Raw genomic sequence first — 673 nt, 5'->3', positions numbered from 1 at the left:
TGCTCGGTTTTATAGTCCGCGTGGTTCTCTATGTTGCTGAAGCCCAGCGTGCCGGTGTCGAGACGGTTCTTATCGGCGGTGGCGGTGGAACTGATGACCGCGCCGTTCAGCCGGGTGTGCTCACCCGCCGTCACGTCAAAGCCGCCCTTCCCGGCAAAGATGCCGGTCTGCTCGGCCACGCTCTGCCAGTTGCTGTGCATCTTGTCCTGGCTGAGGTTGACGCTTGCGGAGCCGGTCATCGAGCCGAAGGTGAAGCTGCCGCCCGCGCTGGCGTTCTGCTGCTTGCTGTCGTAGCGGTCGCTGTCCTGCTCTGAGGTCAGCGTCAGGTTGCGGCCGGTATCGACCTTCACGCTGTCGCCGCGCACCTGTGCGCCGGTCAGGTTGGTGTCGCGCCCGGCGTTCAGGCTCAGCCCGTTGCCCGCCGTGAGCGTAGTCTCGGTGTGGGTCAGCCCGTTGCCTTTCTCGCGGCCTTTGCCCGCGTTGACGCTGGCTGAAACGCTGATGCCGTAGCCGCCCGACCCGGCGGTCAGGCCGATACCCAGGCTGCCGCCCTTGCTGCTGTTAGTGCTGTCGGTGCGCTCGCTGTTCTGCGCTGAAAGCAGGCTGATGTCGTTTTTCGCCGTCAGCCCGAGGTCGCCGCCCGCCTGAAGCTGGCTGCCCTGCACGAGGATGT

At 65.7% G+C, this 673-nt stretch carries 1 protein-coding gene; it reads right to left on the bottom strand.

Annotation, left to right across the window (positions count from 1 at the left end; all coding sequences use genetic code 11):
* Positions 1-673, bottom strand: a 673-nt coding sequence (locus LC417_RS22240) for a hemagglutinin repeat-containing protein (protein ID WP_223566360.1), incomplete at both ends; no start/stop codon positions are given.

It is taken from the genome of Pantoea sp. OVA07A, from assembly GCF_019969975.1.
In the GTDB taxonomy this organism is placed as follows: domain Bacteria; phylum Pseudomonadota; class Gammaproteobacteria; order Enterobacterales; family Enterobacteriaceae; genus Pantoea; species Pantoea agglomerans.
The sequence above is the reverse complement of the archived record's forward strand: the minus strand, read 5'-3'. Positions and strand labels throughout refer to the sequence as shown.